Below are 26,792 nucleotides of genomic sequence, written 5' to 3'. Positions count from 1 at the left end.
TCGCACCGGGTCGCCGGGCCATGGCCGTTTGGAGCAACGTGTGGACGGTCCGTGCTCCTATGAGGACCGCGCCCAGGACGGCCCAGATCGTCGTCTGAACCCAAACGTTCTGCGGGAGCGGTGCTAAACGTCCTGTGTGGACTTTAGCTGCCGAACGGGGTGTGGCGGTGTTCTGTCATCCCCCGGCCGCCGTCTTGACGCTCGTCCGAAACCGCTGCTCTCATGGGCCGATGAGACCTTGGAAAGCGCTTACCACATTACGCCTGTTGACCTCCGTCCTCCTCGTGGCCGGGCTGCTGACCGCGGGCACGACCGCCGCGCAGGCGTCCACCGCCGGGTTCCGGGGCGTCAACTGGGCCGACCAGCGCGACAACTTCGTGAACGGCGTGCTCTACCCCTCGGGGCTCAGCGCCTCGGACACCTACTCCTCGGCCGCCACCGTCGCCGACCGCGTCGTCGGCGGGCTCTACGCCGTCACCGGCGCGAACACCGTGCGGTTGCCGGTGAACGAGCCGACGGTGTCGACCTACTGGGGCACCTACACCGGTGCGATCGACACGGCGCTCACCAAGGGCAACGTGATCCTCGCGTACTGGGCGCACACCGGTGGCCGGCCGCAGAACCAGGCGGCGTTCCAGCAGATGTGGGACCGGGTGGTCGCCAAGTACGGCTCGCACCCCAACGCCTACTTCGAGGTCATCAACGAACCGCACGGGTACAGCACGGGCGACCTCAACAACATGTACAACGACTGGCTGAACAGGTACTCGTCCGTCCCGCGCGGCCGGGTCGTCCTCGACGGCGCCGGCCTCGCCCAGAACGTCCCCGCGGTCGGCGGCGACAGCCGGCTCAACGGCACCCTGCTCGCCGTGCACGACTACTCGTTCTTCGCCGGCTTCGAGAGCGAGACCGAGTGGGCCGACCACATCGGCAGCTACATCGGCGCCTACGCGAGCCGCACCATCGCCACCGAGTGGGGCGGCGCGATGGGCCCCGGCACCAAGAACGGCGTGTACTTCGACGCGGTTGACTACAGCGTCCCCAGCGGTTCCTACATGGCCGACTACGTCCGCGGTGTCGCCGCGAAGCTGCGCAGCCTCGGCATGGGCAGCGTCTACTGGCCCGGTCTGCGCGACGGCGACTGGTACAGCATGACCACCCGCAGCGGCACCGGCCAGAACACCGCGCTGACGCTGACGAACCCGTCCGGCCTCCAGCAGCTGCGGCACTCCTGGGGCCTCGGCGACAACGGCTCCACCACCGTCGAGATCCGCAACGTCGCGACCGGTTGGTACGTCGACGGCCTCGGCCGCAGCACCGACGCCGCGGCCGGTCAGGGCACCGGCGGCACCAGCGCCAGCCAGCGCTGGGTGGTCGAGAACACCGGTTCGTTCGTGCGCTTCCGCAACACCGTGACCGGCCTGTACCTCGACGGCGCCGGCCGCACCGGCAACGGTTCCGACACCGGCCAGCGCGCGAGCAGCACCGCCACGAGCCAGCAGTGGGCCGTGGTGACCGGCAAGGCCAGGGGCAACGACGTCCGCATCCGCAACCGCGCCACGGGGCTCTACCTCGACGGCATGGGACGCACGGCGACGGCGGCGAACCTCGGCCAGTGGGCCGACAGCAACAGCACGAACCAGCAGTGGCGGATCCTCCCGGCGGGCTGAGCCGGTCACCGCGGAATTCGCCTCGGGCCGATTCCTTGACGCTGGGGAAGGTGGCGTGGTCACCTTTCCCACGTGTATCGAAGCGCTTCGATTTCGGATTCGGCGCTGTGGTTTCGCACGCCGGCAGCGGTGTGGGAGGAAGCCCTGCCGCTGGGCACGGGCCGGCTGGGCGCTATGGCGTTCGGCGGTGTGCGCACGGAGCTGTTCCAGCTGAACGACGACCGGTTGTGGACCGGTGGGCCGGTCGCCGCGGTGGCGGGTGATCCGGCGGTGGTGGAACGGGCCCGGCGGCTCGCGCTGGCGGGGGATGCCGTCGGGGCGGAGGAACTGCTCAAGGCGGTGCAGGGCCCGGACACGGCCCGGTACCTGCCGCTCGCGGACCTGCGGTTGGAGCTGCGGGTCGGGGACGCTGCCGTGGAGGACGCGGCGGCGGAGGGGTACGAGCGGCGGCTGGACCTCGCGACCGGGGTCTACTCGGTGCGCTGCCGGGCCGGTGGCGCCGGGGTGGTGCGGGAGGCGGTGTGCCACCCCGGGTTGCACGTGCTGGCGTGGCGGGTGCGGGTGGACCGGCCGGTCGAGGTCGGGGTGCGGCTCGACAGCGCGCTGGCCGCGGAGGAGTTCGCGGACGGGGACGTGGTGGGGCTCGCCGGTGCGGTGGGCATGGCCTACGCCGCCGCAGTCCTCGTCGACCGGACCGACCACGCTGACCGGACCGACCGCGCTGACCGGACCGACCACGACGGCCCGCACATCGTCACCGTCTACGTGGCCACCGAAGCCGGCCACCGCGGTCCCGCCGCCGACCCCGAACGCGACCCCGCCGTGTGCGCCCGGCTCGCCACCGACCGCGTGCGGCGGGCCCGTGCGCTCGGCTGGTCCCGGTTGCGCGAGGAAACCGTTGCCGCGCACCGGGAGCTGTTCGACCGGGCCGAGCTCGACCTCGGGCCTGCGCCGGACCTGCCCACCGACGAACGGATCGCGGCGCCCGACCCCGCGCTGGCCGCGCTGCTGTTCCGGTTCGGCCGGTACCTGCTGATCACGAGCTCACGGCCGGGCACGCTGCCCGCCAACCTCCAGGGCGTCTGGAACCCGCACGTCGACCCGCCGTGGCGCGGCAACTACACGCTCAACATCAACCTGCAGATGAACTACTGGCCCGCCGAGGTCACCGGTCTGCCCGAGTGCCACGAGCCGTTGCTGGAGTTCGTCGAAAGGCTTGCCGTCCGGGGCGAACAGGTCGCACGTGAGCTGTACGGCCTGCCCGGCTGGACGGCGCACCACAACAGCGACCCGTGGTGCCCCGCCACGCCGGTCGGTGCGGGCACGGGGGACCCGGCGTGGGCGAACTGGCCGTTGGCCGGGGCGTGGCTCGCGCTGCACCTGTGGGAGCACTACGAGTTCGGCGGGGACGAGGGGTGGTTGCGCGAGCGGGCGTGGCCGGTGGTGCGCGGGGCCGCCGAGTTCTGCGCCGGCTGGCTCGTCGAGCACGACGGCGGGCTCACCACCGCGCCCTCGACGTCGCCGGAGAACCACTACCTCGACAGCGCTGGCCGCCCGGTCGCGGTGGGTGTCGGGTCCACAATGGACCTCACGCTCACCGCTGAGCTCCTCGCCCGTCTCGTCGAGGCCGCCGAGGTGCTCGGGGTCGAGGACGAGATCGTGCGACGGTCGAGGGAGCTCCTGCCACGGCTGCCTTCCCCGCCGATCGGCAGCCGCGGGCAGCTGCTGGAGTGGGCCACCGAGCTGCCGGACGCCGAACCGGGTCACCGGCACGTGTCGCACCTCGTCGGCCTGTACCCCGGCAACCGGATCGACCCGCACCGCACACCGGAGCTCGCGGCGGCGGCACGAGAGGCGTTGCTGGAACGCGGTGACGCGGGCACGGGGTGGTCGCTCGCCTGGAAGACGGCGCTGTGGGCCCGGCTCGGCGACGGTGACCGCGCCGGGGAGCTGCTGGCGCTCTTCCTCACCGACGTCACCGCGGAGGGCGCGCACGGCGGTGGTGTCTACCGCAACCTGTTCTGCGCCCACCCGCCGTTCCAGATCGACGGCAACCTCGGCATCACGGCCGCGATCGCCGAGATGCTGCTGCAGAGCCACACCGGCGAGCTGCGCGTGCTGCCCGCACTGCCACCGGCCTGGCGGCGCGGCTCGGTGCGCGGGCTGCGGGCCCGCGGCGGGCTCACCGTCGACATCGCCTGGGACGACGGGGAGCTGACCGGCGTGGTCGTGCGCGGTGGTGAGGCGCGGACGGTCGCGGTGCGGTACCGCGACCGCCTCTTCCACCTGGACGTGACCTGATCACACCACCGTGCAGGCGAACCCGTTGAGGCTGAACGCACGCGGCGCGGTGTTGGTGCTGCCACCGCTGGCGGTGAACCCGGCCGGCACCGTCCCGCCGCGCGGGATCGCCTGGTTGTAGGACACGGCGGTCGCGGACACGTCGGCGCCCGTCTGCCGGTGCGTCGCGTTCCACATCTCCGTCACCGTCTGGCCGTTGGCGAACTTCCACCGCAACGTCCAGCCGGTGACGTCGGTCGTGCCGGTGTTGCGGATGGTGACGTCGGTGCGGAACCCGCCGGGCCACGAGTTCGTGACGCGGTACTCGACCGAGCAGCCGGTCACCGGCTGCGGCGCGGCCGGCGTGGTCGTGGCCGGCGTCGGGACGACCGGGTCTGGGGCCGGCGGCGGGACCGGGGTGCTCGGCCGGACGCACGGCGGCCCCCACCGGCCGAGGCCCTTCGCCGACGCGGACGCCTCGGCCTCGCGCAGCACGCGGTCGTCGCCCGCCTCGCTGCGCACCATGCCGAGCTCGACGGCCAGCACCGCGTAGTCCGTGCCGTCGGCCAGCCGCAGCGACCCGGTCGACGTCGACTCGACCGGCTTCTCCAGCAGCACCGTCCGCGCGAACGCCGTGGCGGCGTCCGACCAGCACGCGTCGGGCTCGGCCAGGCCCTCGACCTCGACCTGCTCGCCGTCGGAGAGCTGCACGGTCCGCACGTCCAGGACCCGTTGCACGGTCGTGGTCAGCGCCTCCTTGCGCGGCGGCCCGATGGTGGGGACCTCGGCCTGCACCGGCTGGGCCGGTGGTGCCGGCGGCTCGTCGTCGCCGCAGGCGCTCGCCGCGCCGGCGACCAGGACGGCCACGACCAACAGCGATGCGACGGGTCTTGTCCTGACGGCGCCCAGTAGTTTTCTCATCGTCCCTCTGCGGCAAGGAGCCGTCGGCGCTCGTACCACAACCGGTTCGGCCGAACGGCTGATCTCGTCACGGCAGGCTACGTCGCACGTCCAAGGCGCGGAAGAACTTTCACGTAATTGGAATGCGCGTTGTCGTTCGACGCATTCGAGTCGAATCGCGTCGAACACGGACGGGAAATCGTTGTCAGAGAACGGCGGTGCTGCCGCGGTCGGTGAGCCGGGGTTGCAGCAGCCGCACCTCCGGCGCGTGGTCGTGCGCGAGGCGGGTCATCACCATCTCGACCGCGATGGCGCCCAGCTCCTGCGCGGGCACGGAGATCGACGTGAGCGGCACGGGCAGGTCCTGCGCGAGGTCGTCAGGGCACAGCGTGATCACCGACAGGTCGCCGGGCACGTCCAGCGAGCGGCGCCGCAGCTCGAGCAGCAGCTGGCCGAGGACCGCCTCGTTGTGCACGACCAGGCCGGTGGTGCCGCGGTCGGGGTGCAGCACCTCGTCCAGGCAGGCCGCGACCGAGTCGTAGCCGGGAGCGCAGGAGTGCACCGACGCGGGCAGGGCACGCCTGGTGGTCTCGCTCTGGAACCCGGCCAGCAGCCGGGCGGCGTAGCTGGTGCCGCGCTCGTAGACCGACGGGTGCGAGCCGATCAACGCGATCGACCGGTGGCCGCGGTCGGCCAGGTGCGCCGCCATCTGCCTGCCCGCGCTGGTGAAGTCGAGGTCGACGCAGCTCAGGCCGCTGTGGTCGTCGGGCATGCCGATCAGCACCACCGGGGCGTCGACCGCGCGCAGCTCGGGCACCCGCGGGTCCGCGCTCTCGACGTCCATCATGATGATCGCGTCCGCCATGGACCGCGCCGTGACCCGGTGGGCCTCGCCGGGACCCGCCTCCTTGGTCAGCAGCAGCACGTCGTAGTCGTGGCCGCGGGCGGACGCCACGATCGACGACACGAACTGCATGATCACCGGCATGTTCTGGTCCGACCGCAGCGGGACGACCAGGCCGAGCACCTGCGAGCGGTTCGACGCGAGTGCGCGCGCACCGGCGTTCGGGTGGTAGCCCAGCGCCACGATGCTCTGCTCGACGCGGCGCTTGGTCTCCTCCGAGATGCTCCGCTTCCCGCTGAGCACGTACGACACCGTGCTCATCGAGACGCCGGCGTGGCGGGCGACCTCTTTGATGGTGATCATGCCCGCCCTTCGGGTTCGCCACGAGTGGTGGCGATCATCGTAGTGCGCGCGAAACGGCGTCGCGCAGACGTCCGGCGGCTCCGGCGCGGCCCTCGCGGCACCACCCGGCGGTCGAACAGCGGTGGGCATTCGTCGAAATCGTCGAACGGAAGTCGTTCTCTTGACGCCCGCGTTTCGACTGTGTCACGGTACTGAACCACGTTCGAAGCGCTTCGATTTGCGGAGGTGTCGACGTGGTCACCATTGTTGACGTGGCGAGGCACGCGGGAGTCGCGCCCAGCACCGTTTCCTACGTGCTCACCGGCAACCGCCCGGTCTCGGCCGACACGAGGGTCCGGGTGCGGGAGAGCATCCAGCTGCTGGGCTACCACCCGCACGCGGGCGCACGGGCATTGGCGAGCAGCCGCTCGAACGTGATCGGCCTGGTCCTGCCGCTGCGTGAGGGCGTGCAGCTGCCGGTGGTCATGCGCTTCGTCACCTCCGTCGTCACCGCCGCCCGCCAGCACGACATGGACGTGCTGCTGGTGACCGCCGACCAGGGCGCCGCGGGACTGCGGCGGCTGGCGAACGGCGCCAGGGTCGACGGGTGCGTGGTGATGGACGTCGGCCTGGACGACGAGCGCCTCCCGGTGCTGCGCGAGCTGGGCCGCCCGGCCGTCCTGCTCGGGCACCCGGCCGCGGTCAAGGGCCTGACCTGCGTCGACCTGGACTTCGAGGCGGCGGGCGCGCGGTGCGTCGACCACCTCGCCGAGCTCGGTCACCGCAGCATCGGGTTCCTCGGCGCGCCGAGCGTGGTCTACGCGCGCAACACCGGCTTTGCCCAGCGGACGCTGGCGGGGTTCAGCTCCGCGGCCATGCGGCGCGGTGTCGCGTCCACCGCGCTGCCCGCCGAACCGCGGTACGACTCGGTGCACGCCGTCGTGGGCACGCTGCTGCGGGAGCTGCCGCGGATGACGGCGCTGGTCGTGCACAACGAGGCCGTGCTCGGCTGGGTGCTGGAGTGCCTGCGCGCTGAAGGCAGGCGGGTGCCCGACGACGTGGCCGTGGTGGCGATCTGCCCCGACGAGCTCGCCGAACGGCTGCGGCTCACCTCGGTCCAGCTGCCGGCCGAGGCGCTGGGGCGGCGGGCCGTCGAGCTGCTGGTCACCAAGCTGAACGGCCAGCAGGCGCCGCCGCTGACGCTGCTGCCGCCGAACCTGTCCGTGCGCACCGGCCCGCAGCGCCTGAGCTGATTCGCAGGTGGTTTTGCCGCAAATGCGGTCGAACGATTTCGCGCGGTTGTATTCGATCTGTTCGATGTTAGCTTCGTGGTGAACCGCTTCGACGCCGGCGGTGCGGATTCCGTTCAACGCAGCACGGAAGGAATCGGACATGTACGGGAAAGCGCGTTATCTGGTTCTCGCGGTCGTCGCCGCTTTGACGGTGTCGCTGGGCGCCGGCACCGCACTCGCCGCGACCTGGAGCTCGACCGACCGGTGGGGCACCTGGTCGAACGGCGGGTACACGGTCCGCAACAACGTGTGGGGCAACGGGTACGGCCCGCAGACCGTCTGGGCCAACTCCTACAGCAACTGGGGCGTGTGGTCGAACCAGCCCAACACCGGTGGCGTGAAGTCGTACCCGCACTCGGAGAAGATGGTGAACCGCAGGCTCAGCTCGCTGGGCAGCCTGCGCAGCAGCTTCAACGTCAGCTACCCGAACGCCGGCTCGTACACCACCGCGTACGACATCTGGGCGAACAACAACGCCTACGAGATCATGCTGTGGATGAACAAGGTCGGCAACGTCGGCCCGATCGGCTCGTGGCAGGCCTCGGCCACCGTGGGCGGTCACAGCTGGAACGTCTACCGCGGTTCCAACGGCCACAACGAGGTGTTCTCGTTCGTCCGCACGTCCAACACCGGTGCCGGGACCGTGGACGTCAAGGCGGTCATGGACTGGATCCGCGGCCGCGGCTGGTTCGGTGACGTGACGGTGGGTGCCGTGCAGTTCGGCTACGAGATCACCTCGTCCAGCGGTGGCCTCAACTTCGCCACCAACAGCTACTCGGTGTCCGTGGGCTGACCGCCCGGAAACGCGTGGCCCACCGGTGTTCCCGGTGGGCCACGCGGAGTTCGTGCGGAGAACGGGCTCACCCGGCGTCGGGCACCAGCCCGCGCTCGTGCAGCCACTCCAGCTGGACCGCGGCGTTGGAGCCGTACCCGCCGCCGTGGTCGGCGAACTGCCACACCGTCATCGTCTTGTCCGCGCCGGCGTAGCGGTTGAACGCCGCGTACACGGTGGACGGTGGGCAGACCGGGTCCATCAGCGCGACGCTGAACAACGCGGGCGCGGTGGCGCGTCGGGCGAAGTGGGCACCGTCGAAGTAGGACAGCGTCGCGAACGCCGGGTCGACGCGGTGCCGGCTGTGCAGGCGCAGGTACTCGGCCACCTCCGGGTACGGGCCGTCGGCGGTGATGTCCACCGCGCGCCGGAAGTGGCACAGGAACGGCACGTCCGGCAGCGCCGCCGCCACCCGGTCGCCCAGCAGCCCGGCCACCGCGATCGTCAGCCCACCGCCCTGGCTGCCGCCCGCGACGACCACCCGGCCGGGGTCCACCCCCGGCAGGTGCGGCAGCGCGTCCACGGCGCGGGCGCAGTCGGTCATCAGCCGCCGGTAGTAGTGGTCGTCGGGGGAGTCGATGCCGCGGGTCAGGAAACCCTTGACCCACTGGGTTCCGCCGCTCGCGTGGCGGTCAGGGGTGTCGTGGCCCTGGCCGCGGCTGTCCACGACGAGCTGGGCGCAGCCGGCGGCGGAGAACAGCAGGTGGTCGGTGGGCACGCCGCGCCCGCAGCTGTAGCCGAGGTAGGTGACGACGACGGGCAGTGGGCCGTCGGCGCCGCGCGGCAGCAGCAGCCAGGCCGCGACCGGGTCGCCGTTCCAGCCGGGGAAGCGGACGTCGTAGGCCTCGACGGTGCGCAGCCGGTACCGGTCGGTCACGCGCTCCGCGGTCACCGCGCCGTCGTGCGAGCGCGCCTCGGTCAGCGTGCGCTCCCAGAACGCGTCGAAGTCCGGTGGTGCCGGCAGGTCCGGGTGGTACGCGGTGAGCTCGTCGAGCGAGAGGTCCGTCAGCGGCATCGCAGCTCCTCACAGGGGAAGGTGGTGGCCCGTCCCCGCCGAGCGACGGGCCACCGGTCCCGGCCAGGCCGCACGGCCTGGAGAAAGGTGGTGGCCCGCCTCCGCCGGTTCGGCGGGCCACCGGTCTCAGGCGGATCCGAAGCGGAACGCGGTCAGCCGGAACGAACCGCGCAGCGTCACCCGCAGATCCTGGACTCCGGTCACGGGTGCGGACAACGCCGCCGACACCGTCGTCCACCGGTAGCGGTCACCGGTGGAGGGCACGGGGAGCTCCGCGAGCAGGTCCTCGCCGGTCCAGAACGCGACACGGGCGTCCGGTTCGTCGTTCTCCGCCGCGACCTCCGCCTCGACGCGGACAGCGCCGGAGAGGTCGGTGGAGCGGAACCACAGCGTCGCCGCACCGGCCGCGGGCGTGACCGCGTCACCGTCCACACGGGTGGCGTCCACGAGGGTGGCGCTGTCGTAGTCGTCGAAGTCCACGGCGAGCACCCGCCGGTCGACACCGGCACGCGGTGCGGGAGCCGGGCCGGCCACCGCGAGCGGGGCGGTGAGCACGACGTCCTCGGCCGACCGGGCGACGAGCAGCTCGTAGCGGCCGGGGTCGGTGGTGAACGCACCGGTCGCGACGTCCCAGTGGGCCAGCCGGTCGGTGGACAGCCGGAACGCCAGCACGCGACTTTCCCCCGGCGCCAGCACGACCTTGCGGAAGTCGGCGAGCCGCAGCCGCGGTGCCTCGTAGCGCGCGTCGAGCGCGCGGACGTAGAGCTGCACGACCTCGCTGCCGGTCCGGTCGCCGGTGTTGGCGAGCGTCACCGAGACGTCGACCGCGCTGTCCGCGGTCAGCGTGTCCGCGGACAGGAACAGGTCGCGGTGCTCGAACCGGGTGTAGGACAGGCCGTGGCCGAACGGGTACAGCGGCGCTGCCCGGTGGTACTGGTAGGTCCAGCCCGCCTTGACGACGTCGTAGTCGAGCGGGTGCGGCAGCTCGTCGTCGCCGCGGTACCAGGTCTGCGGCAAGCGCCCGGCGGGCTCGGCCTCGCCCAGCAGCACGGCGGCGACCGCGCGGCCTGTCTCCTGCCCGCCGTGGGACGTCCACACCACGGCGGGCAGGTGCTCGTCGGCCCAGTCGAGGGCGTAGGGGTAGCTGCTCATCACGACCAGCGCGGTGTCCCTGCGGACCCCGGCGACGCGGCGCAGCAGCGCTTCCTGCGACTCCGGCAGCGCGATGCCCGCGCGGTCCTGGGTCTCGCGGCCACCGATCAGCGGCTGGTTGCCCAGCACCACCACGGCGACGTCCGCCGACAACGCCGCCGCGACCGCGTCCGCGGTGCCGTCGCGCAGCACCTCGCGTTCCCAGCGCTCGGCGGTCTCCGCAGACTCCGCGGTGACGGTGACGTGGCCGTCAACCGGGTCGACGACGGCGTATCGGCCCGTGAGCACGCTCTGCAGCAGCACCGGACCATCGGCGGGCACGAGGCGGAACGTCTCGCTGACGTCCCAGCTCTTGATCTGCTCCTGGTCCGCGGCCAGCGTCCCGTCCTCGCGCCGGAGGCTCAGGTAGCGCCGGGTCTCCGCGGACCGCAGGGTCAGCACGCCGTCGCCCCAGTCGAGGATGTCGAACGCGGTCTTGCCGAGCAGGTCGCCGGTGGTGCGCGAGCGCAGCGCGACCCGGTCGGCGCCGTTCGCGACGACCACCTCGCCGCCGTAGGTCCCCAGCACCGCCGAGAACCCGTCCGCCACCGTGACCTGGTACGGGAACGTGCCGCTGTACCAGTCCTCGCACAGCGTGTCGGCGAACGGCCCGATGACGGCGACCCGCGGTGAGGCGGCCGCGTCGATGGGCAGCAACCCGGTGTTGCGCAACAACACCACCGACTCCGTCGCCGACCGCAGCGCCAGCGCGCGGTGCTCGGGGCAGTCGACCACCTCGGGCCCGATCGCGGAGTACGGGTCGAGCTCCGGGTCGAACTCGCCCAGGCGGAAGCGGAGCTCCAGCTGCCTGCGCACCGCGCGGTCCACATCGGACTGGTCGATCAGCCCGCGCCGCAGCGCCTCGCGCAACCGGCCGACCGGGACCGCGCTGTCCTGCCCGTGGTCGGTGAAGCTGTCGATGCCCGCCTTCAGCGCGGCGGCGTGGGACTCGGCGTGGTCGTCGAAGTAGTGCTCGGGGTCGACCAGGTTGGACGGTGCCTCGGCGTCGCTCACCACGAACAGCTCACGGCCGGTCGGCTCCGCCCAGCGGCGCAGCTCGGTGCCCAGCAGCGGGCTGACGTGGCACGGGCGGCCGTTGACCAGGTTGTAGCCGGCCATCGCGCCGGTGGCGGCACCGGAGGCGACCACCGGCCGGAACGCCGCCAGGTCGTACTCCTGCAGCACCCGCGGGCGCAGGCCGGACGAGGTGGTGCAGCGGTCGTCCTCGTTGTTGTAGGCCAGGAAGTGCTTGAGCACGGGGGCCGTGCGCAGGAACCGGTGGTGGTCGCCCGCGAGACCGCGGCAGAACGCCGTCCCGAGCCGCGCGGTGTGCAGCGGGTCCTCGGAGTAGCCCTCCTCGTTGCGGCCCCAGCGCGGGTCGCGCAGCAGGTTCAGCACCGGCGCCCACGCCTGGAGGCTGTTCGTGCCGGTGCCGACCGCGGTCGGGCGGTGGTAGTGGAACGCCCGCAGCTCCACCGCGGTGGCCTCGGCGACGCGGTGCACCAGCTCCTCGTCCCACGTCGCACCCAGCCCCACGGCCTGCGGGAACACCGTGGCCTGCCCCAGCCAGGCGACGCCGTGCAACGCCTCCGTCCCGGTGCGGAACGCGGCCAGGCCGAGCCGGGGTACGGCCGGCGAGTACTGGTGCAGCATCGCGAGCCGCTCGTCGGGCATGAGGCGCCCGAGCAGGTCGTCGATGCGCTTGCGCGTCGGGAGCGACGGGTCGCGGAAAGGCAGCCGATCGACGGCGGACACAGCCTCGGAAACCACGTGGTGACCCCTCCGGGTTGGCGCGTGCAGTGAAGCGTTTCGACGGTGGCACGCTTAGGTTTCTGCTGTCAACGGTCTTGTCTCGTGCGATCTGCGTCACTACTGTGCCGGGCATCTGTTTAAGCGCTTCGACACTTCGACGACGAAGGATCGGATCCGTCATGGGCATCGAGTTGAACCGCAGGAACTTCCTGAGCGCCGCCGTCTCCGCGGCCGGTCTCGTCGCGGTGGGGCCGCTGCTGTCGGCCTGCGGGGGCAGCGCGGCGCAGCGCGCGGGGGTGAACTCCGGGGCCGGGCTCCAGGCCGCGTTGCCCGCCCACGTGCCGAACACGGCGATCAAGCCGGACATCCCGTCCGTGGCGGGCGGTCCCGACGTGCTCACGAAGCCCGGGTTCCTCGGCTACCCGGCCGACCGGGTCGCGACCGTGTCCGGTGTGCCCGGCGGGGGTGGCCGGTACGCGGCGGTGACACCGCTGTGGGGCACCATCCCGCCCGCGGACAACTCCTTCTACCAGGCCATGAACAAGGCACTGGGCGTCGAGCTGCAGATGAAGCCCGCCGACGGCAACACCTACAACACCATCGTCTCGACGATGACCGCGGCGAAGAAGCTGCCGGACTGGATCCAGCTGCCCGCGTGGTGGAACGCGAACTTCAACACCGGCGGCCTGGCCGGCAGCCAGCTCGCCGACCTCACCCCGTACCTGGCCGGCGACAAGGTGAAGAAGTACCCGAACCTGGCCGCCATCCCCACCGCGGCCTGGCGGGCCGGCGCGTGGGGCGACAAGCTCTACGGCATTCCGTGCGTGTCCTCGGGGTTCGAGATCGCGGGCACCACGTACTACCGGCGTGACGTGCTGGAGGCCAAGGGCATCACCGCGGACCAGGTCAAGTCCGCCGACGACCTGATGAACCTCGGCAAGGAGCTGACCGACGCGAAAGGCGGTGTCTGGGCGTTCGGCGACGTCTGGACCTACCTCTTCACCACCTTCGGCGCACCGCTGAAGTGGAAGGTGGACGGCGGCAAGCTCGTCCACAAGTACGAGACCGAGGAGTTCTTCGCCGCCCTCGACTGGCACCACCGCCTCGCGACCGCGGGCTACGTGCACCCGGACTCGCTGGCCGGCGACTCCGCGGGCACCACCCGGTTCTACGCGGGCAAGGCGCTGATCACCGGCGACGGCATGGGCGCGTGGAACCTCGCCGACCACCAGTCCGGCCGGGCCGCGAACCCGAACTACCGGCGCGGCGCGTTCAACGTCATCGCCGCCGACGGCACGAGCAAGCCGCGCGTCGACATGGGCCCGTCCACCAGCATCCTCAGCTACCTCAACGCCTCGCTGAAGCCGGAGCAGGTCGAGGAGCTGCTGGCCGTCGCGAACTACCTGGCCGCACCGTTCGGCTCCGCCGAGTACACGATGGTCAACTTCGGCGTCGAGGGGACCCACTTCACGACGGTCGACGGCGTGCCGACGCCCACGGAGGCGGGCAAGAAGGAGGTCCAGGCGCTGACCTACCCGTTCCTGGCCTCGTCGCCGGCCGTGGTCAGCAACCCCACCGGCGACAGCGTCACCAGGGACCACACCGCGTGGCAGAACGCGAACGTGCAGACGCTCGCCAAGCCGGTGTTCTGGAGCATGAACGTCAGCATGCCGCAGGCGCAGGCCACCGCGGAGGCCGCGCAGGCCGTCGAGGACACCGTCAAGGACTGCTACCGCGGCAAGAAGAAGGTGCAGGACGTCAGGGACGCCGTCGCGACCTGGAAGACCAGCGGTGGCGGTGACCGGCTGATCGCGTGGATGGACGAGAACGTCCTGCAGAAGCACGGCACGGGGCAGTGACCACGCTCGGGGCGCGCCGGCGCGGCCGGCCGGCACGGCTGGGCTGGCGGGCCAGGTTGCTGCGGGACCGTTCGCTGGTCCTGATGACGCTGCCCGCGGTCCTGCTGTTGCTGGTGTTCAACTACGTGCCGCTGTTCGGCGTCGTCACCGCGTTCCAGGAGTACGACCCGCTCTCCGGTGTCTCCGGCAGCCCGTGGGTGAGCTTCTACCAGTTCGAACGGCTCTTCGCCGACCCGTTGTTCTGGGGCGCGGTGCGCAACACGCTCTACCTCAGCTTCGTGCAGCTGGTGCTGTTCTTCCCGGTGCCGATCGCGCTGGCGCTGCTGCTGAACTCCGTGCTGAGCGAACGGGTCCGCAACTTCATCCAGTCCGTGGTCTACCTGCCGCACTTCTTCTCGTGGGTGCTGGCGATCACGATCTTCCAGCAGATGCTCGGCGGCGCCGGCGTGCTCAACCAGTTCCTGCGCGGCAACGACCTGGCGACCTGGGACGTGATGACGAACCCGGACACCTTCGCGTTGCTCGTCACCGCGCAGGTGGTCTGGAAGGAGGCGGGCTGGGGCATCATCGTGTTCCTGGCCGCCCTCGCCGCGATCAACACCGACCTCTACGAGGCGGCCGCCGCCGACGGTGCCGGGCGGTGGCGGCGGCTGTGGCACATCACGCTGCCCGGCCTGCGCGGCGTGATCGTGCTGATGCTGGTGCTGCGCCTGGGCAACGCGCTGACCGTCGGGTTCGAGCAGTTCCTGATCCAGCGGTACGCGGTCGGCCACGACACGGCCGACGTGCTGGACACCTTCTCGTTCTACTTCGGCATCGCCACCAACGACTACAGCTACGGCGCGGCGGCGGGGTTGTTCAAGAGCGTGATCTCGCTGCTGCTCATCTGGGGTGCGAACAAGCTGGCGCACGCCTTCGGCGAAGACGGGTTGTACCGGAGATGACACTCGCGATCGAACGCACCGGCGGCGACACGGCCGCGGAACCCCTCGCACCGCAACCGGTCCGCAAGCGGCGCAGGAACGAGCGCCCGGTCTGGGAGGAGCCGCCGACCGTCGCGGGCGAGACGGCCAAGGGCATCACGCTGGGCGGGGTGCTGCTGGTCATGCTGGTCCCGCTGTGGATCGTCGTGCTCACCAGCCTGTCCACCCAGGGCGCGGTGAACCGGGCCGGTGGCCTGGTGATCTGGCCGGACGGCCTGACCCTGGAGACCTACCGGGTGATGCTCAGCGACGTGACGGTGCGCAACGCATTGGTGGTCAGCCTCGGCATCACGCTGGTCGGCACGGCCGTGTCGATGGTGGTGTCGGTGCTGTGCGCCTACGGGCTGTCCCGGTCGCGGTCGTTCGGGCACCGGTTCCTGCTGTCGCTGCTGATCGTCACGATGTTCGTCAACGGCGGCCTGATCCCGACGTTCCTCGTCGTCACCGGCCTCGGCGGGTACGGGCAGCTGTGGTCGCTGGTCCTGCCGAGCGCGGTGTCGGTGTTCAACATCCTGATCCTGCGGGCGTTCTACTCCAGCACCTCGGCCGACCTGATCGAGGCCGCGCGCATCGACGGCGCGGGGGAGTGGCGGATCCTGTGGTCCATCGTGCTGCCGACCTCGCGGGCGGTGACCGCGGTGATGGCGTTGTTCTACGGCGTCGGTTACTGGAACTCGTTCTTCAACGTGATGCTGTACATGCCGACGGACAGCGAGAAGTGGCCGTTGCAGTACGTGCTCTACACCTACGTCAGCCGCGGTAACGGGATGCCCGGCTCGGTCAACAACGGCTTCGGTGACGCGCTGTCGCAGACCGCGCCGCTGTCGCTGCAGATGGCCGTGGTCGTGCTGACGCTCGTGCCGTTGCTCGTCGTCTACCCGTTCGTGCAGAAGCACTTCCGCACGGGTGTCCTGACCGGTGCTATCAAGGGCTGAGAACTCATGGTGACCATTGCCGACGTGGCCAGGCACGCGGGCGTGTCGTCCAGCACGGTGAGCTACGTGCTGAGCGGCAAGCGCGCCATCTCCGAGGAGACCCGCAACCGGGTGCGCAGCGCCGTGCAGCAGCTCGGCTACCACCCGCACGCCGGTGCGCGGGCGCTGGCCGCGCGGCGGTCGCACATCATCGCGCTGATGGTGCCGCTGCGCACCGACGTGTACGTGCCGGTGATGATGGAGATCGCGATCGCCGTGACCGTGGCGGCCCGCCAGCACGGCTACGACGTCCTGCTGATCACCAACGACGAGGGCCCGGACGGGGTGCGCCGCATCGGTGCCAGCGGACTGGCCGACGGCGTGATCGTGATGGACGTCGAGATGGACGACGAGCGCATCCCCGTGCTGCGCGGCCAGGGCACCCAGGCCACGCTGATGGGCCTGCCGTCCGACACCCGCGGGCTGTCCTGCGTGGACCACGACTTCGTGGCCGCGGGCGCGCAGTGCGCCGACCACCTCGCGGACCTCGGTCACCGCGAGGTCGCGTTCATCGGCTACGGCTCCGGTGTCTACCACCGCCACGCCGCCTACGCCGAACGCACGCTCGCCGGGTTCCGCGACCGGGCCGAGCAGCGCGGGCTGCGGTTCCTGCACCGCTCCTGCGAGGGCACCTACGAGTCCACGGCCGGGACGCTGGCCCGCATCCTCGCCGACCGCCCGGCGACCACCGGGTTCGTCGTGCAGAACGAGGGCGCGATCGGCCCGCTGCTCACGTTGCTGCGCACCAGCGGCCGGACCGTGCCCGAGGACGCCTCGGTGATCGCGCTGTGCCAGGACCAGCTCGCCGAGCAGTTCGCGCCGCGGCTCACCGCGGTGACCGGGTCGGCGCAGGAGCTCGGCCGGGTCGCCGTCGAGCAGGTGATGCGCCGGCTGACCGCGGTGAACGACGGTGGCCGGCCGGTCGACGACATGGTGCTGCTGACGCCTGCCCTGACGGTCCGCGAGAGCACGGGACCCGCACCGCGCCCGGCCTGACGCGCCGACCGCACGCCCGACCTTCTCCGCCTCACTCACGAACGCGAGGGAGCTCCCGCATGCCCCACCACTTCCGAGACCTCGGCACCGCACTGGAATGGCGGGCCAAGGGCGAGACCGTGCGCGTCGAGGCCTGGGGCCCGGACGCCGTCCGGGTCAGGGCCACCCCGGGCGGCCCGCTGCTGGACGGCCTGCCGGGTGCGCTGCTGGACGCGCCACCGGAGGGCGGCGCGGCCGAGGTCGAGATCACCGAGCACCGGGCCACCCTCGTCAACGGCCGGATCACGGTCAGGGTGGACGCGCACACCGAGGGCCAGCTCACCCCCGAGCTGGGCGCGTCGGCCGGCTCGCTCACGTTCCTGCGCACGGAGGACGGCAGCGAGCTGCTCGCCGAACAGCCCGCCCACTTCTGGTGGCCGGGACCGCGGCTCGCGACCGCGACGGGCAACGGCTACCACCGGCTCGAACAGCGGTTCCGCGCCTACCCCGGCGAACGCCTCTACGGGCTCGGGCAGCACACCCACGGGCTGCTGGACCAGAAGGGCGCCGTCATCGACCTGGTGCAGCGCAACGCCGAGGTCACCATCCCGCTGCTGGTCTCCGACCGCGGCTACGGCCTGCTGTGGAACTCGCCCGCGATCGGCCGCGTGGAGCTGGCCGAGACTGGCACCCGCTGGGTGGCCGACAGCGCCCGCCAGATCGACTACTGGGTCACCGCGGGGCAGCCCGCCGACGTGTTGCGCGCCTACGCCGACGCCACCGGGCACGCGCCCGAGTTGCCCGAGTGGGCGGCCGGGTTCTGGCAGTGCAAGCTGCGCTACCGCGACCAGGACGAGCTGATGGCCGTGGCACGCGAGTACAAGCGGCGCGGGCTGCCGCTGTCGGTGATCGTCTGCGACTTCTTCCACTGGACGCACCTCGGCGAGTGGCGGTTCGACCCCGCAGAGTGGCCCGACCCGGCCGGGATGGTGCGCGAGCTCGGTGAGATGGGCGTCCAGCTCATGGTGTCGGTGTGGCCGTCGGTGAGCCCGGCGAGCGAGACCTACCACCCGATGCTGGACCAGGGGTTGTTCATCGGCACGGAGTTCGGGCCGATGGCGCACGCCGACTGGCCGGACAAGGGGCTCGGGGCCTACTCCGCGCAGGTCGCGTTCTACGACGCCACCAACCCGCGGGCGCGCGAGTACGTGTGGGACCGCATCCGGCAGGGCTACCACGACCTCGGGATCAAGGTGTTCTGGCTGGACGCCGGCGAACCCGAGCTCAAGCCCGGCCACCAGTACAACCTGCGCTACCACGCCGGTCCCGGCCTGGAGGTCGGCAACCTCTACCCGCGCGAGAACGCCCGCACCGTCCACGACGGACTCACAGCGGCCGGGGAGACCGAGGTCATCTCCCTCAACCGGTCGTCGTGGGCGGGCGCGCAACGCTACGGCGCCGCGCTGTGGTCCGGTGACATCGGCACGGACTTCGCCACGCTGCGCGCCCAGATCAAAGCCGGGCTGAACGTGATGCTGTCCGGCATCCCGTGGTGGACCACGGACATCGGCGGGTTCCACGGCGGCGACCCGGACGACCCCGCCTACCGCGAGGTGCTCGTCAGGTGGTTCCAGTACGGCACCTTCTGCCCGTTGTTCCGGCTGCACGGCTTCCGCGGCTCCGAGCAGGTGCTGGAACCCGCGATGACCGGTCTGGCCAACGAGGTCTGGTCCTACGGCGAACAGGCCTACGAGGTCCTCGCCGCGCACCTGCGGCTGCGGGAGCGTCTGCGGCCCTACGTGCTGGAGCAGATGCGCACGGCGACGCGGACCGGTGTCCCGCCGATGCGGCCGGTGTTCCTGGAGTTCCCGGACGACCCGGCGGCGTGGCGGGTGGAGGACGCGTTCCTGCTCGGCCCCGACCTGCTGGTGGCCCCGGTCACCGAGGCGGGTGTGCGGGAACGCGACGTGCACCTGCCCGCGGGCGCGCGGTGGACCGACGCGTGGACCGGCGAGGAGCACGAGGGCGGCCGCACGGTCACCGTCGCGGCGCCGATCGAGCGCATCCCGCTGTTCCTGCGCGACGGCGCGGTGCTGCCGGTGCGCGAGGAGGGCGCATGACGGCACGCCGGCTGACATACCGGCTCGGCGGGCTCGCGTTCGGCGGCGACTACAACCCCGAGCAGTGGGACGAGCAGGTGTGGAAGGAGGACGACGAGCTGATGCGGCAGGCCGGGGTCAACCTGGCCACGGTCGGCGTGTTCTCCTGGGCCCTGCTGGAGCCGGAGGAGGGCCGCTACGACTTCGGCTGGCTGGACGCGCACCTGGACCGCCTGCACGCAGGCGGTGTGGCGGTCGACCTGGCCACGCCGACCGCCTCGCCGCCGCCGTGGTTCACGCTCGCCCACCCGGACGCCCTGCCGATCACCCAGGACGGCACCCGGCTCGTGCACGGCAGCCGGGACACCTACTGCCTCACCGCGCCCGCCTACCGGTCCGCGGCCCGCCGGATCGCCGCCGCGCTCGCCGAACGCTACGGCGACCACCCGGCGCTGGCGCTGTGGCACGTGCACAACGAGTACATGACGTTGTGCTGGTGCGAGCACACCGCCGCCGCGTTCCGGGTGTGGCTGCGGGCCCGCCACGGCTCGCTGGAGGCGGTGAACGAGGCGTGGGGGACGGCGTTCTGGAGCCAGCGCTACGGTAGCTGGGAGCAGGTCCTGCCGCCGCGCGCCACCCAGTGGCACCGCAACCCCGGCCACACGCTCGACTTCAGCCGGTTCTTCTCCGACGAGGTGGTCGCGGCCTACACCGAGCAGCGGGACGCGATCCGCGCGCACAGCGACCGGCCGGTGACGACGAACCTGATGATGCCCGCCTACCAGAACGTCGACCTGTGGGCGCTGGGCCGTGAGGTCGACGTGGTGGCGGTCGACCACTACCCGGACCGGCCGGGTCTCGACGCGGCCGCCGACGTGGCGTTCGCCGCGGACCGCGCCCGGTCGTTCGCCGGCGGCGGGCCGTGGCTGCTGATGGAACAGGGCACCAGCACCGTCTACGACCACGGCCGGGTGCTCGCCAAGGAGCCCGGTGAGGTCCTGCGGCACTCGCTCGGGCACATCGCGCGCGGTTCCGAGGGTGCGCTGTTCTTCCAGTGGCGCCAGTCGAAGGCCGGTGCCGAGCAGTGGCACTCGGCGATGGTCCCGCACGCCGGGCCGGACAGCCGCGTGTTCACCGAGGTGGCCGAGACGGGCAGGGCCGTCGCGCGACTGGCCCCGCTCGCGGGCTCGACCGTCACCGCGCAGGTGGCGGTGCTGCACGACTCCGACGCCTGGTGGGCCCTGAACGCCGACGGCCTGCCCTCGTCCGACCTCGGCTACCACCCGGCGCTGCGGGCCGCCCACCGCGCGGTCTGGGACGCCGGGGTGGTCGCCGACTTCGCACACCCGACGGCCGACCTGGGCCGCTACCGGCTCGTGCTGGCCCCGGCGCTGTACCTGCTGTCCGACGCGGGCGCGGAGAACCTGCGGCGTTACGTCGCCCGCGGCGGCACGCTGCTGGTGCAGCACTTCAGCGGCGTCGTCGACGACCGGGCGCACGCCCGGCTCGGCGGCTACCCGGCCGCACCGCTGCGCGCGGCCCTCGGCATCCGGGTCGAGGAGTACCGGCCGCTGCGGCAGGACGAGCGCATCACCCTCTCCGACGGCTCGCACGGCACGGTGTGGAGCGAGTCGCTGCGCACGCGGGGCGCCGAGGCGGTCGTCGAGTACGCCCACGGCGCGCTCGCGGGTTCCCCGGCGCTCACCCGCTACGGCTACGGCGGGGGAGAGGGCTGGTACCTGTCCACCCGCCTCGACGACACCGCTTATCAAGCACTGATCGCCCGGCTGCTGGACGCCACCGGCGTCGGCCCCGTGCTGCCCGGCCTGCCGCCCGGCGTGGAGGCCGTGACCCGCCAGGGCGAGCACGAGCGGTGGCACGTGGTGCTCAACCACACCACCGAACGCGTGCCGCTGCCGGAGACCGCGCACGATTTGCTGACCGGTGGACCGCTGACCGCGCTGGCGCCCGGAGCGTGCGCCGTGCTGAGGGGAGGACGGCCGTGACCACGATCCGCTGGGGCCACACCGCAATCGAGCACGAGCTGCACGTCACCGAGGACGGGGTGCACCACGCCGGCAGCACGTCACCGCTGGTGGAGATCACGACGGCGGACCACGGCCGGACCTGGTCGAGCAGCCGCCTGGTCGACACCGCCATCGGGGCACGGCTGCGGTACCGCGGCCACCGCGCACTGTCCGAAGAGGACTGGCAGGGCGTCGTCGTCGAGCTGCACGACGAGGTGAGCGGCGTGACCGCGGAGGTGTCCCTCCGTTCCCCCGAGGGCATTCCCGTGGTGCGCGGGGAAGTCCTCGTGCGCAACGACGGGACCGCCCCGCTGCGGCTGGAGTCCGTCACCTCCCTCGTGCTGGGCGGCCTCGGCCCGCTGGCCACCGCCGACGTGCTGCGAGCGGAGAACGACTGGCTCGCGGAGTGCCGGTGGCGCCGGCAGCCCGCCCGCCTGACGGTGCCCGACCGCAACGGCAGGCATCCCGACTACCGCCACAAGGGAGCGGAGGTCGTCGCCGGGCGGGGTGTCTGGTCCAGCTGCGGCCACCTGCCGATGGGCGGCGTCACCGACCGGGCGACGGGCCGCTCGTGGGTGTGGCAGGTCGAGCACAACGGCGGAGGGTGGCGGTGGGAGCTCGGTGAGCAGGACGGCAGCGGCTACGTCGCGCTGTCCGGGCCCGCCGACCTCGACCACGGCTGGAACCGGGTGCTGGCACCGGGTGAGGAGTTCCGCACCGTGCCCGTCGCGCTCGCGTTCAGCGCCGGCGGTGGGCCGGACGACGCGTTCGCCGCGCTGACCCGCTACCGCCGCGTCACCCGGCGGCCGCACACCGACCACGACGACCTGCCGATCATCTTCAACGACTACATGAACTGCCTGATGGGCGACCCGACCACGGCGAAGCTGCTGCCGCTGGTCGACGCCGCCGCCGACGCCGGTGCGGAGTACTTCGTCATCGACGCGGGCTGGTACGCCGAGATCGGCGAGAGCTGGTGGGACGGCGTCGGTGCGTGGCAGCCGTCCCGCACCCGGTTCCCCGGCGGGCTGGGCGAGGTGCTCGACCGAATCCGCGACCGCGGCATGGTGCCAGGGCTGTGGCTGGAACCGGAGGTCATCGGGGTGCGCAGCCCGCTCACGCGGTCGTTGCCGGACGAGGCATTCTTCCGCCGCTCGGGCACGCGGGTCGGCGACTGCGGGCGCCACCACCTCGACCTGCGCCACCCGGCCGCCCGCGCCCACCTCGACGAGGTGGTGGACCGGCTGGTCGGCGAGTGGGGCGTCGGCTACCTCAAGCTGGACCACAACGTCGACCCCGGCTCCGGCACGAGCGCGGAGGAGGGGGAGAGTCCCGCGGACGGCCTGCTCGGCCACAACCGGGCGCACCTCGACTGGCTCGACGGCGTCCTCGACCGCCACCCGCACCTGGTGCTGGAGAACTGCGCCTCCGGCGGCATGCGCATCGACCACGCGCTGCTGTCGCGGCTGCAGCTGCAGTCCACGAGCGACCAGCAGAACCACGACCGCTACGCACCGATCGCGGCCTCCGCGCCGACCGCGATCACCCCGGAGCAGAGCGCCGTCTGGGCCTACCCGCAACCGGAGGACTCGCTCGACGAGGTCGCCTTCGGCCTGACGAGCGCACTGCTCGGCCGCATCCACCTCTCGGGCAAGCTCGCCGACCTCGCCCCGCCGGCACGAGCGCTCGTCCACGAAGCACTGGCCGTGTACAAGGCGATCCGCGCCGACCTGCCGCGGGCGGTGCCGTCCTGGCCGCTCGGCCTGCCCGGCTGGGAGGACCCGTGGCTCGCGCTCGCGCTGAGCACGTCGTCCGCCACCTACCTGGCCGTCTGGCGGCGCGGCGGCGCGGACACCGTGACGCTGCCGTTCCCCGGACTGTCCGATGTGGACGTGGAGCGGCTCTACCCCGCTGACAGCGCCGCGGAGGTGCGGTGGTCGCCCGGTGAGCTCTCCCTGATGCTGCCCGCCGCCCCCTCCGCGGTCCTCCACCGCCTCACCCCACGGGGAGCGTGACCGGTGACCGGCGCCGCCACCCCTGTTCTCGCGGGCATGTACCCCGACCCGAGCGTCTGCCGGGTCGGCGAGGACTACTACCTGGTGTGCTCCAGCTTCGAGTACTTCCCGGGAGTCCCGGTGTTCCACAGCCGGGACCTGGTGCACTGGACGCAGCTCGGCAACGCGCTGGACCGGCCGAGCCAGCTGCTGCTGACCGCGGACACGCCGTCGTCGGCCGGGATCTACGCGCCGACGCTGCGCCACCACGACGGCAAGTTCCACCTGATCGTCACGAGCGTGAGCCACGGCGGCGGGACGGTGGTGTTCACCGCCACCGACCCCGCGGGGCCGTGGTCGGACCCGATCCCGCTGCCGGACGTGCACGGCATCGACCCGGACCTGGTGTGGGACGACGACGGCACCTGCTGGTGCACGATGGCGGGCGTCCACCAGTACCGCGTCGACCTCGCCACCGGCACCGTCCTCGGCGGCCCGCAGCCGCTCTGGTCCGGCACCGACCGGGCCAAGGCACCGGAGGCACCGCACCTGTACCGGATCGGCCGCTTCTGGTACCTGCTCATCGCCGAGGGCGGCACGGAACGCGGTCACGCGGTCTCGATCGCCCGCGGTCCCGCCCCGGACGGCCCGTTCGAACCCTGCCCCGCCAACCCGGTCCTGACCCACCGCGGCACCGGCGAGCCGGTCCAGAACACCGGTCACGCCGACCTGGTGCAGGGCCCGGACGGGTCGTGGTGGATGGTGCTGCTGGGCGTGCGGCCCGGCGGTGGCACCCCCGGCTGGCACGTGCTGGGCCGGGAGACGTTCCTGGCGCCGGTGCGCTGGGTCGACGACTGGCCGGTGGCCGGCCCGCTGACCGCCACGCCGCCGTGGCCGCTGCGACCGGGACCGGTGGAGCCGGACCGGGACGACTTCGACGACAGCGCGCTGCGGCCGTCGTGGATCTCCGTGCGCGACCGCTCCGAGGAGCACTGCACGACCGAGGAACGCCCCGGCTGGCTGACCCTGCACGCCCGCGGCGCCGGTCTGGACGACCCGTCCGTCGTCTTCGTCGGCCGCCGCCAGCAGCACCGGTCGTGCCGGGTCCGCGCACTGGTCGACGTGGAGCGGGGCAGCGGCGGGCTGGCGGTGCGGCTCGACGAGGAGCACCACTACGAGGTCGAGGTCGAGGCCGGCTCCGGCGAGGTGCGCGTGCACGTCCGCATCGGTCCACTCCGGACGGTCGTGGCCGTGCAGCCGGTGCCGGCCGGGCCGGTGGTGCTCGTGGTGCGGGTGGACGAGGCGCGCGAGCTGCGCGACGCGCGGTCCGGCCCGGACACCGTCTCCTTCGCCGTCGAGGCGGCCGACGGCACCCCGACCACGCTCGCCGAGCTCGACGGCCGGTACCTCTCGACCGAGGTGGCCGGCGGTTTCACCGGACGGGTCATCGGCGCCTACGCCGCCACCGGCACCGTCCACCTCGACTGGATCGACTACGAGCCGCTCGACTGATCAACGACGATTGCGGGGCGCTTGATGTTCAACTCGACCGGTGTGAGAAGGCTGGCCGGTGCGGTGGTGGCCGTCGTGGTGTCCGCGGGACTCACCGCGGGAACGGCGACCGCCGCCGCACCACCGGGCTGCCGGGTCACCTACGAGGTCTCCGGCCAGTGGCCCGGCGGTTTCACGGCCGACGTCGCCGTCACCAACCTCGGTCCCGCCCTCGACGGGTGGCGGCTGAGCTGGGAGTGGCCGACCGGCCAGCAGGTGGGCCACGCCTGGAACGCGACGGTCACCGAGTCACCCGACGAGGTGGTCACCGCCACGAACGCCGGGCACAACGCGGAGCTGGCACCGCAGGCGACCGCGCGGTTCGGCTTCTCCGGCAGCTGGGACCACGCCAACACCGCGCCGCTGGCGTTCTCGCTCAACGGCGTCACGTGCGTGCACGGCGGCAGGCAGCTCAGCGCCGCGCAGCACACCGCGGCGATGCAGCCGGGCTGGAACCTCGGCAACACGCTCGACTCGACCGGCGCCGACGAGACGTCGTGGGGCAACCCGCGGGTCACGGAGGCGTTGCTGGACAACGTGAAGGCGCAGGGCTTCAAGAGCATCCGCGTCCCCGTCACGTGGAGCGCGCACCTCGGGCCGGACGGCACGGTCGAGGCGGCGTACCTGGCCCGTGTCGAGGAGGTCGTGCGCTGGGCCTTGGCCCGCGACCTGTACGTGATGCTCAACGTCCACCACGACTCGTGGCAGTGGATGTCGAGGATGCCCGCCGAGCACGACCAGGTGCTCGACCGGTTCACCCGGATCTGGACGCGGCTGGTGGGCGCCTTCGCCGCGTACGGGCCGAAGCTCGCGTTCGAGAGCTGGAACGAGCCGCAGTTCACCGGCAGCACCGGCAAGCCGCAGGAGATCGCGCTCAACGCCGAGCTGAACGCGGCGTTCCACGGCGTCGTCCGCCGCTCCGGTGGCAACAACGCCACCCGCCTGCTCGTCCTGCCGTCCCTGCACACCTCGTCCGAACAGCAGTACCTCGACCCGCTGGCGGAGCAGATCCGCGGCCTGGCCGACCCCAACCTGATCGCGACCGTGCACTACTACGGCTACTGGCCGTTCAGCGTGAACGTCGCCGGTGGCACCCGGTTCGACGCCACCGCCCAGAAGGACCTCACCGACTCGTTCGACCGCGTGCACGACACGCTGGTCGCGCGCGGCATCCCGGTGGTGCTGGGCGAGTACGGCCTGCTGGGCTTCGACCGGCACACCGGCACCATCGAGCAGGGCGAGAAGCTCAAGTTCTTCGAACAGCTCGGCCACTACGCCAAGGCCAAGAACATCACCACGATGCTCTGGGACAACGGCCAGCACCTGGGCCGCACGTCGTTCCAGTGGAGCGATCCCGAGCTGTACGCGCAGATCAGGTCGAGCTGGACCACGCGCTCCGGCACGGCGTTCACCGACCAGGTGTTCCTCGCGAAGTCCAGTCCCGTCACCGCGAGGACGATCGCCCTCAACCTGAACGGCACCGCGTTCACCGGCCTGCACAACGGGAACACCGCCCTGGTCCGCGGCCGGGACTACACGGTCTCCGGCGACCAGCTCACCCTCACGGCCGCCGCGCTGACCAGGCTGGGCGGGTCGCGCGGGTACGGCACGAACGCGGTGCTGACCGCCCGGTTCTCGCAGGGCGTGCCGTGGCGGTTCTACGTGATCACGCACGACACGCCGGTGCTGTCGGCCGCGACCGGCTCGACCGCGGCGTTCGACGTCCCGACCGCGTTCCGCGGCGACCAGCTCGCCACCATGGAGGCGAAGTACGACGACGGCACCTTCGCCGGCCCGCACGACTGGACGTCGTTCAAGGAGTACGACCGCGCTTTCACCCCCGGCTACTCGGAGTCCCGCACCCGCCTGACCGCGGAGTTCTTCGCGGCCGTGCGGGACGGCGCGCGGGTGACGCTGACGTTCCACTACTGGAGCGGCGCCAAGGTCACCTACCACGTCACCAGGACAGGTGACACCGCCTCCGGCTCCCCCGCCTAACCCTTACCCTCCGCACCCACCCTCCCTTGCCCGGTTCGCACGCGGGGGCCTTTCGTGCGGTCCTGGAGTACGAAGGCTCCCCGCGTGCGGTGAAATGAGGCGCGTGAGGGGCGTGTGGGTGAACGAGGCGGGGGTGTGGGTGAACGAGGCGGGGGTGGGGGTGAACGAGCCGGGGGTGGGGGTGAACGAAGCGGGAGTGGGGTGAACGAGGCGG

17 protein-coding genes are annotated in these 26,792 nt (G+C 72.1%); 13 read left to right on the top strand and 4 right to left on the bottom strand.

What is annotated here, in order from left to right:
- Positions 1-266: 266 nt before the first annotated feature.
- Together AB0A63_RS13170 and AB0A63_RS13165 are read left to right on the top strand one after the other, a co-directional pair.
- Positions 267-1,670, top strand: coding sequence for an RICIN domain-containing protein (locus AB0A63_RS13170; protein ID WP_360389533.1), 1,404 nt, complete (start codon positions 267-269; stop codon positions 1,668-1,670).
- Between the two features lie 72 nt (positions 1,671-1,742).
- A complete protein-coding gene (locus tag AB0A63_RS13165) occupies positions 1,743-3,971 on the top strand; it encodes a glycoside hydrolase N-terminal domain-containing protein (protein WP_360389530.1) in 2,229 nt (742 codons plus the stop codon).
- Here AB0A63_RS13165 and AB0A63_RS13160 read toward each other — a convergent pair whose 3' ends face one another.
- Together AB0A63_RS13160 and AB0A63_RS13155 are read right to left on the bottom strand one after the other, a co-directional pair.
- Positions 3,972-4,817 (bottom strand): cellulose binding domain-containing protein, encoded by an 846-nt coding sequence (locus AB0A63_RS13160; protein WP_360389528.1) that lies wholly within the window; start codon positions 4,815-4,817, stop codon positions 3,972-3,974.
- A 238-nt stretch (positions 4,818-5,055) separates the two neighbouring features.
- A complete protein-coding gene (locus tag AB0A63_RS13155; RefSeq protein WP_360389525.1) occupies positions 5,056-6,057 on the bottom strand; it encodes a LacI family DNA-binding transcriptional regulator in 1,002 nt (333 codons plus the stop codon).
- Positions 6,058-6,290: 233 nt separating this feature from the next.
- Here AB0A63_RS13155 and AB0A63_RS13150 point away from each other — a divergent pair, with 233 nt between their 5' ends.
- Together AB0A63_RS13150 and AB0A63_RS13145 are read left to right on the top strand one after the other, a co-directional pair.
- The gene (locus AB0A63_RS13150; RefSeq protein ID WP_360389522.1) at positions 6,291-7,289 is read left to right on the top strand and encodes a LacI family DNA-binding transcriptional regulator; all 999 of its coding nucleotides are present in this window, start codon (positions 6,291-6,293) and stop codon (positions 7,287-7,289) included.
- Between the two features lie 139 nt (positions 7,290-7,428).
- Positions 7,429-8,121, top strand: a complete 693-nt coding sequence (locus AB0A63_RS13145; RefSeq protein ID WP_360389519.1) for a hypothetical protein — start codon at positions 7,429-7,431, stop codon at positions 8,119-8,121.
- 67 nt (positions 8,122-8,188) lie between these two features.
- On the opposite strand, the gene AB0A63_RS13140 is transcribed toward AB0A63_RS13145, so the two are convergent.
- Positions 8,189-9,175: an acetylxylan esterase gene (locus AB0A63_RS13140; protein WP_360389516.1), complete on the bottom strand. Its 987-nt coding sequence runs from the start codon at positions 9,173-9,175 to the stop codon at positions 8,189-8,191.
- 126 nt (positions 9,176-9,301) lie between these two features.
- Positions 9,302-12,121, bottom strand: coding sequence for a glycoside hydrolase family 3 C-terminal domain-containing protein (locus AB0A63_RS13135; RefSeq protein WP_360389514.1), 2,820 nt, complete (start codon positions 12,119-12,121; stop codon positions 9,302-9,304).
- Positions 12,122-12,297: 176 nt separating this feature from the next.
- On the opposite strand from AB0A63_RS13135, the gene AB0A63_RS13130 reads away from it, so the two are divergent.
- From AB0A63_RS13130 to AB0A63_RS13090, 9 genes are read left to right on the top strand one after another with little or no spacing between them, the layout of a single operon-like run.
- Positions 12,298-13,977 (top strand): hypothetical protein, encoded by a 1,680-nt coding sequence (locus tag AB0A63_RS13130; protein ID WP_360389512.1) that lies wholly within the window; start codon positions 12,298-12,300, stop codon positions 13,975-13,977.
- Positions 13,974-14,921, top strand: a complete 948-nt coding sequence (locus AB0A63_RS13125) for an ABC transporter permease subunit (protein ID WP_360389509.1) — start codon at positions 13,974-13,976, stop codon at positions 14,919-14,921. The genes AB0A63_RS13130 and AB0A63_RS13125 overlap by 4 nt, the downstream gene beginning before the upstream one ends.
- On the top strand, positions 14,918-15,895 hold the full coding sequence (locus tag AB0A63_RS13120; protein ID WP_360389506.1) for a carbohydrate ABC transporter permease: 978 nt from the start codon (positions 14,918-14,920) through the stop codon (positions 15,893-15,895). Before AB0A63_RS13125 ends, AB0A63_RS13120 begins: the two co-directional genes overlap by 4 nt.
- Positions 15,896-15,901: 6 nt before the next feature.
- Complete coding sequence (locus AB0A63_RS13115; RefSeq protein ID WP_360389504.1) at positions 15,902-16,930, top strand: LacI family DNA-binding transcriptional regulator; 1,029 nt, start codon at positions 15,902-15,904, stop codon at positions 16,928-16,930.
- A gap of 59 nt (positions 16,931-16,989) precedes the next feature.
- Positions 16,990-19,029, top strand: a complete 2,040-nt coding sequence (locus AB0A63_RS13110) for a glycoside hydrolase family 31 protein (RefSeq protein ID WP_360389501.1) — start codon at positions 16,990-16,992, stop codon at positions 19,027-19,029.
- Positions 19,026-21,014: a beta-galactosidase gene (locus AB0A63_RS13105; RefSeq protein WP_360389499.1), complete on the top strand. Its 1,989-nt coding sequence runs from the start codon at positions 19,026-19,028 to the stop codon at positions 21,012-21,014. The genes AB0A63_RS13110 and AB0A63_RS13105 overlap by 4 nt, the downstream gene beginning before the upstream one ends.
- A complete protein-coding gene (locus AB0A63_RS13100) occupies positions 21,011-23,050 on the top strand; it encodes an alpha-galactosidase (RefSeq protein ID WP_360389496.1) in 2,040 nt (679 codons plus the stop codon). The genes AB0A63_RS13105 and AB0A63_RS13100 overlap by 4 nt, the downstream gene beginning before the upstream one ends.
- Before the next feature lie 3 nt (positions 23,051-23,053).
- Positions 23,054-24,541, top strand: a complete 1,488-nt coding sequence (locus tag AB0A63_RS13095) for a glycoside hydrolase family 43 protein (protein WP_360389494.1) — start codon at positions 23,054-23,056, stop codon at positions 24,539-24,541.
- A gap of 24 nt (positions 24,542-24,565) precedes the next feature.
- Entirely contained in the window at positions 24,566-26,578 is a 2,013-nt protein-coding gene (locus AB0A63_RS13090; protein ID WP_360389491.1) for a cellulase family glycosylhydrolase, read from the top strand.
- Positions 26,579-26,792: the final 214 nt, after the last annotated feature.

Origin of the sequence: Lentzea sp. NPDC042327, from assembly GCF_040647275.1 — a bacterium.
In the GTDB taxonomy this organism is placed as follows: Bacteria; Actinomycetota; Actinomycetes; order Mycobacteriales; family Pseudonocardiaceae; genus Lentzea.
This window is presented reverse-complemented; position numbering and strand designations above follow the sequence as displayed.

Bases quoted from the DNA above. Each gene is read 5' to 3' on its own strand.
- AB0A63_RS13110 (WP_360389501.1), top strand. From the start codon at position 16,990: ATGCCCCACCACTTCCGAGACCTCGGCACCGCACTGGAATGGCGGGCC.
- AB0A63_RS13120 (WP_360389506.1), top strand. From the start codon at position 14,918: ATGACACTCGCGATCGAACGCACCGGCGGCGACACGGCCGCGGAACCC.
- AB0A63_RS13105 (WP_360389499.1), top strand. From the start codon at position 19,026: ATGACGGCACGCCGGCTGACATACCGGCTCGGCGGGCTCGCGTTCGGC.
- AB0A63_RS13090 (WP_360389491.1), top strand. From the start codon at position 24,566: ATGTTCAACTCGACCGGTGTGAGAAGGCTGGCCGGTGCGGTGGTGGCC.
- AB0A63_RS13145 (WP_360389519.1), top strand. From the start codon at position 7,429: ATGTACGGGAAAGCGCGTTATCTGGTTCTCGCGGTCGTCGCCGCTTTG.
- AB0A63_RS13130 (WP_360389512.1), top strand. From the start codon at position 12,298: ATGGGCATCGAGTTGAACCGCAGGAACTTCCTGAGCGCCGCCGTCTCC.
- AB0A63_RS13115 (WP_360389504.1), top strand. From the start codon at position 15,902: ATGGTGACCATTGCCGACGTGGCCAGGCACGCGGGCGTGTCGTCCAGC.
- AB0A63_RS13140 (WP_360389516.1), bottom strand. From the start codon at position 9,175: ATGCCGCTGACGGACCTCTCGCTCGACGAGCTCACCGCGTACCACCCG.
- AB0A63_RS13155 (WP_360389525.1), bottom strand. From the start codon at position 6,057: ATGATCACCATCAAAGAGGTCGCCCGCCACGCCGGCGTCTCGATGAGC.